Source organism: Paenibacillus alginolyticus DSM 5050 = NBRC 15375 (genome assembly GCF_000422905.1).
Taxonomy (GTDB): domain Bacteria; phylum Bacillota; class Bacilli; order Paenibacillales; family NBRC-103111; genus Paenibacillus_E; species Paenibacillus_E alginolyticus.
In genome coordinates this window covers 1-4,816 of record NZ_AUGY01000195.1, presented here as the reverse complement: position 1 = coordinate 4,816, position 4,816 = coordinate 1, and the positions used below count along the sequence as shown (strand labels likewise).

Sequence of the window (4,816 nt, the reverse complement as noted above, 5' to 3'; positions counted from 1 at the left end):
TATATTTCTTCCCACAGCCGTGACAAAACCGGCTCTTGCAGGTGAAACATACATACACCGGTTCCGGTTCTCCTTCTTTACATCCCTTGCACTCATACAACGCAAAGCCCAGATCTCTACTGCCGCACTTCATCGCTTTCTGAACCGTTTCTTCTATGCTTTTACGAACAGATTCGGGATAGGATTCGGCATGCATTTGCCAAAACCCATGAAAGTGATCTTTCAAGATTTTCTTGACTGTCCCTTTCTTTTTATACGATTTCGGCTCACCCATCCTTCATCCCCCCCATTTCCATTCTACATTACTTATCCACAGATCCGCATCCCGCATAATTTCCTATACAACAAAAAAACCAAGCGAGACTGGCGTCGTCGCTTGGTTTAACTCTCTTTACTACTTCATAGCTACTGTACCTTTTACCGCTAGTTGAAGCTGCTCCAAACTCGTAATTCCCAAACTAATGAGCGCTTCTCCCGCTTCCATGTGGACATTCGCTAGCATATGCATACTCGTATTGGGTACAAGTGATTTTCGGAATTCATGAAACAAGACTGCGTTATACGTTTTAAGAACCGTCATGAATTCTACCGTTGGAGGGATAAATGAACGGATCTCGGAAGCTTTCCAGAAAAAATCCCTCACTAACATAATATCTGCACCCGTACGCGTCAATTTTCGAATCATTGCAAAAAATTCATCGATCAATATCTGTTTATCAGGCCTCATGTGACCATCCTCCAGTTCAGCGTCTTCTCGTTCAAAACTGTCTACTTGAAGGATATCACAAATAGTACTTTTGATCTACCTATATAGTTTAATATACCTACGTTATTGAAAATTTTTCTGTTTTGGCAACAGCTTGTGCCGATAAGAGAGAAACATATCCAGTACAAAAAACACCACACCCAAATTAATCGCTAAGTCAGCCAAATTCATCACTCCATGGCCAGATCGAAACACGATGAAGTCGGTCACTTTGCCAAATAATAATCTTTCGATGCCATTACCAATCGCCCCGCCCACGAAAAATGCGGCACCACACTCTTTGAAGAATCCTTGAAAGCTTCCTTTTTTCCGGTAATACAAAATAACAGAAATAATCACAACAGCAAGAATTCCTAAATAACGAGCTGAGCCCTGCAGCGAACTGCCCGCTGCTCCACTATTTTGATAATGCGTAAATGAAATCAAATCTTTATAAAACGGCATAGATTCGCCTACTTTTAGAATAGACCGAATCCACACCTTCGTAAGTTGATCCACAGCTGTCACTACAAATATGATGAGATAAAATAACATTAGACGCCTCCTTCCGCAAATATCCCCTCATAAATCTATTTTACATGATGACACCACTCGACTGCGAATGTTGCCAATAGCACTTACAAAAAAGCAAACACAAATAACTACCTCAGACTCAGTCTGTGATAGCTAATTGCTCTCTTTTACCATTCTATCAGGTTAAGGACAGAAGTGTTTTTAGCAGCTCTTCGGGTGAGTTTACCAAGTAATCGGGCTTTCCACTGAGCAGTAAATGCTGAGAATCATAGCCCCATGTAACGGCAACTATGGGAACGCCTAGTTTCCTGCAAGCCTCGATATCCCTTAATTCATCTCCAACATAAATCATCCGAGAAGGGGAAGTCCCCCATTGTTTCATTACTTTGCGAATGGAATGATGCTTGCCAAAAATATGCTTAGCCGAGATGATTTCCTTGAAGGCGCCATCCAGCTTGTTATTTTTTAGAATCTGACGAATATTTACCTCGGAATTGGAAGAGAGTATGGAGCTTTTCATCCCTTGCGAGGACACTCTGGCAATAACCTCTTTCATCCCAGGCACAATGTGAAGTGTACGAATATTTTCTTGATAGAGCTGTCTTCCGGCTGTTACTAGCTTTGGAATTTGGAGTACCGGAACACCTAAGTGATCCATCCGCTCAGAGATCGAAAGTGATCTCAGAAGCGCAAGGTCTTGATCTCGAATCCTGCGAAATCGATACTGCACGGCCATTTCATTATAAAGCTTAACTAGCAACGCTCTAGAATCGACCAGTGTTCCATCAAAATCAAAGAGGATGTGTTTTACCATTCTGTCGTATATAGATATACGGCCGGTCCCTCGGGTGGCACTTGGCGAATTTGATTGTGAATAAACTCCTCAAGCGGATCCACAGCGATATGCGGATTGCTCACGACACGTACATCTTCCCATACACAGGATACACCATTCCCATGTTCATCGGCATCACCGGCAAACATTTTACATCCATTGCAAAACTGCTCTTTCTGTTGATCGTCAAGCTTCACAATTTTATTACGAAGACAGCAGTAAATTTCATTCTCTGTATTACATACATTAACATGGGTGATTAGAGCCATTGACTGTCAACTCCTTGCGGCACTATTTGTGTGTAATAGTAAGTTTATCGCGCTACTATTAAGTGTATGACAGTTTTTTGTAAACGAAATAATTTTTTTATCTAACAAACGGCTAAATTTGTTACAATAGGAAAATACTATGATTCTCATGGAGGAAACCTCATGCAAAACTGGATGCATTATGCCATTCCTTTCCTATTTATTGGCTTTTTTATTTATCGAAGAGCGAAGCGAACGATTGGTTTTCAAAAGTTATCCCGGGGCAGACTTAAATTCCGACTCACTCTCTTCAGTATCCTTGGAGCCCTCATTTTCCTGCTAGGCTTTGTCCACCCCATCCATTTCATTGGTTATATCATCGGCTTAGCGGCTGGTATTGCACTTGGGCTTACGGCGATTCGCCACACCCTTTTCGAACATCGAACAGACGGATGGTACTATCGCACTCACCTATGGGTCGAAATTACGGTTCTGGTGCTATTTCTTGGCCGGATCGTCTATCGCTTGGCCTTTATCAGTCTTTCAACGAACTCAGCAGCCAACCCAGCAAACATGAATCCGGTAGATCCAACTCAATTTACCAAAGACCCCATAACCGCAGGTGTCTTCTTCATTATCGTGTCTTACTACATTTTATTTTTTGGCTATCTGCTTCGCGAAGAGGATAAATTGGGCCCAGCACCATTAGACAAAGATGATTCAAGTGACCTTTCGAGCCCACAATCAAACGTTAATGTGGTTAAGTAATCCCTACCTTCAAAAAGAAGAGGCTGACTCAAAAGGTTAATAACCTAGCGAGCAGCCTCTATTTTGTTTCGATACGGAGCGAAATCTAACAGGAATTCCAGCCCCTTCTTAAAATTATCAATGAGGAAGGGCGTCCGATAAAGCATTGAGCAGCGTTTTGCTCTTATCGCCTGAGAACTCCCAGAACATGCCGCCTGCCAATCCCTTGGACTTGATATAGTCTGTTTTGTATTGGAACGACTGAGCGTCATCATACGTGATGAATGTTCCTGTACTTGCATTGTATAACCAAGGTGTTTTGGTTACATCATTCCAGTAACGCGCATATCCATTTTTATTCACATAGTTGGCTTGAATATCCCAGAAATCGAAGGAACCAGGTTCAACAGTACCTTTCGAGGAACCTTTGGCGCAAGTTTGGTACAGACCGTTGTTCGCGCTTGCACAACCATCCCATCCCCGACCATAGAATGGAAGACCCATAACAAGTTTATTCGCCGGTACACCGTGGTCTAGGAAGCCTTGCACGGTATTGGCAGCGTTAAAGCCCTGTGGATCAATACCATTGTCAGCTGGATCAAAATACAATGGAGCGTTTTGACCCGATTTAGCATCCCAACCGCCATGGAAATCGTATGTCATGATGTTAATCCAATCACAGTATTGAGCGATTTTATCCAGCTCTGTATTGGTTTGGTATAACTTTGATGCACCTGCTGCGATCGTCAATGTGTACGCTTTGCCATCCGTGACTCCGGCTGCATCGAGCTTGTTGCGAATCTCCTGTAGGAGCAGCGTGTAGTTTTGTTTGTCAGCTGGTCGGTAGCTATTCCCAGCAAGACCGCCGCTTACTGGATACTCCCAGTCAAGGTCTACGCCATCAAAACTGTATTTCCGTAAGAAGTTTACAGCCGAATTTGCAAAATTTGCGCGAATTTGCGGATCTGCCGCAACATCGGAGAAGCGGTTCGACCAAGACCATCCTCCTACGGAAATAATCGTTTTTAGGTGCGGATTCGCCGCTTTCAGTCTTTTCAATTCACCGAAGCTGCCTTTAATGGGTGTATCCCATGTATCGCCTGGGTAGGACATTCCTGTGTCTGCCCAAGGATCTCCTTGAACAATGGTACCGTTAGGTACGCTGATATTTCCAGTCTCATCTTGGCAGCTCCAAGTTTGTGTGTTCGGGCTGTCTGGCGATGGGTTGCCGTGAATACCGTTCCAGCAAATATCTGCGAATGCAAAGTTGATATGCGTAACTTTGGAGGCATCGATATCCTGCACTTTGAAGTTCCTACCGCTGTATACTCCCCAAGACGCGAAGTAACCTATTTTCTTGTAGGTGTGTTTTGTCAAGTGAAATTCCCTGGTTTTATCAACAGCTTTTCCCTGGTATAATCATCGGTTTTTCCCTGGTTTTATCATCAGGAATTCCCTGGTTTTATCATGAAATTCCCTGTGGAATTTCCAGTTAATCGGTCACTTTTGACGCATTAATGCGTGCTTAAGGCGGTAACTTTCTCCTTCAAAAACAATGAGCTGTCCGTGATGAGCAAGACGGTCAATCATCGCCGCAGCCATCTGGTCGTCGGTGAAGATGCCTCCCCACTTGGAGAATTCGAGATTGGTCGTAATGATGAGGCTTCGTCGTTCGTAACTTGCAGCAATCACTTGAAAGAGCAGTTG

The 4,816-nt window shown here is 43.4% G+C and carries 7 protein-coding genes and 1 pseudogene; 1 reads left to right on the top strand and 7 read right to left on the bottom strand.

The annotated features are described in order from the left end of the window. The 5 genes from G519_RS0137850 to G519_RS0137830 form a co-directional block, all read right to left on the bottom strand. A partial coding sequence (locus G519_RS0137850; RefSeq protein WP_029198959.1) for a transposase zinc-binding domain-containing protein occupies positions 1 to 274 on the bottom strand: 274 nt, incomplete at its 3' end. Between the two features lie 120 nt (positions 275 to 394). Next, the gene (locus G519_RS46660) at positions 395 to 727 is read right to left on the bottom strand and encodes a hypothetical protein (RefSeq protein ID WP_036635479.1); all 333 of its coding nucleotides are present in this window, start codon (positions 725 to 727) and stop codon (positions 395 to 397) included. A 102-nt stretch (positions 728 to 829) separates the two neighbouring features. Continuing rightward, complete coding sequence (gene lspA, locus G519_RS0137840; RefSeq protein WP_029198958.1) at positions 830 to 1,300, bottom strand: signal peptidase II; 471 nt, start codon at positions 1,298 to 1,300, stop codon at positions 830 to 832. 157 nt (positions 1,301 to 1,457) lie between these two features. Beyond that, positions 1,458 to 2,093 (bottom strand): HAD hydrolase-like protein, encoded by a 636-nt coding sequence (locus tag G519_RS0137835; RefSeq protein ID WP_029198957.1) that lies wholly within the window; start codon positions 2,091 to 2,093, stop codon positions 1,458 to 1,460. After that, on the bottom strand, positions 2,087 to 2,383 hold the full coding sequence (locus G519_RS0137830) for a hypothetical protein (protein ID WP_029198956.1): 297 nt from the start codon (positions 2,381 to 2,383) through the stop codon (positions 2,087 to 2,089). Before G519_RS0137830 ends, G519_RS0137835 begins: the two co-directional genes overlap by 7 nt. Positions 2,384 to 2,545: 162 nt before the next feature. On the opposite strand from G519_RS0137830, the gene G519_RS0137825 reads away from it, so the two are divergent. Then, positions 2,546 to 3,130: a hypothetical protein gene (locus tag G519_RS0137825; RefSeq protein WP_029198955.1), complete on the top strand. Its 585-nt coding sequence runs from the start codon at positions 2,546 to 2,548 to the stop codon at positions 3,128 to 3,130. A 117-nt stretch (positions 3,131 to 3,247) separates the two neighbouring features. On the opposite strand, the pseudogene G519_RS46655 reads toward G519_RS0137825, so the two are convergent. Next, positions 3,248 to 4,471 (bottom strand): annotated as a pseudogene (locus G519_RS46655) (glycoside hydrolase family 18 protein); the annotation flags it as partial. A gap of 138 nt (positions 4,472 to 4,609) precedes the next feature. Beyond that, entirely contained in the window at positions 4,610 to 4,801 is a 192-nt protein-coding gene (locus tag G519_RS0137815) for an ATP-binding protein (protein ID WP_409372012.1), read from the bottom strand. Positions 4,802 to 4,816 lie beyond the last annotated feature (15 nt).

Excerpts from the sequence above, each read along its gene's own strand:
- G519_RS46660 (WP_036635479.1), bottom strand. The coding sequence starts at position 727 with ATGAGGCCTGATAAACAGATATTGATCGATGAATTTTTTGCAATGATT.
- lspA (WP_029198958.1), bottom strand. The coding sequence starts at position 1,300 with ATGTTATTTTATCTCATCATATTTGTAGTGACAGCTGTGGATCAACTT.
- G519_RS0137835 (WP_029198957.1), bottom strand. The coding sequence starts at position 2,093 with ATGGTAAAACACATCCTCTTTGATTTTGATGGAACACTGGTCGATTCT.
- G519_RS0137830 (WP_029198956.1), bottom strand. The coding sequence starts at position 2,383 with ATGGCTCTAATCACCCATGTTAATGTATGTAATACAGAGAATGAAATT.
- G519_RS0137825 (WP_029198955.1), top strand. The coding sequence starts at position 2,546 with ATGCAAAACTGGATGCATTATGCCATTCCTTTCCTATTTATTGGCTTT.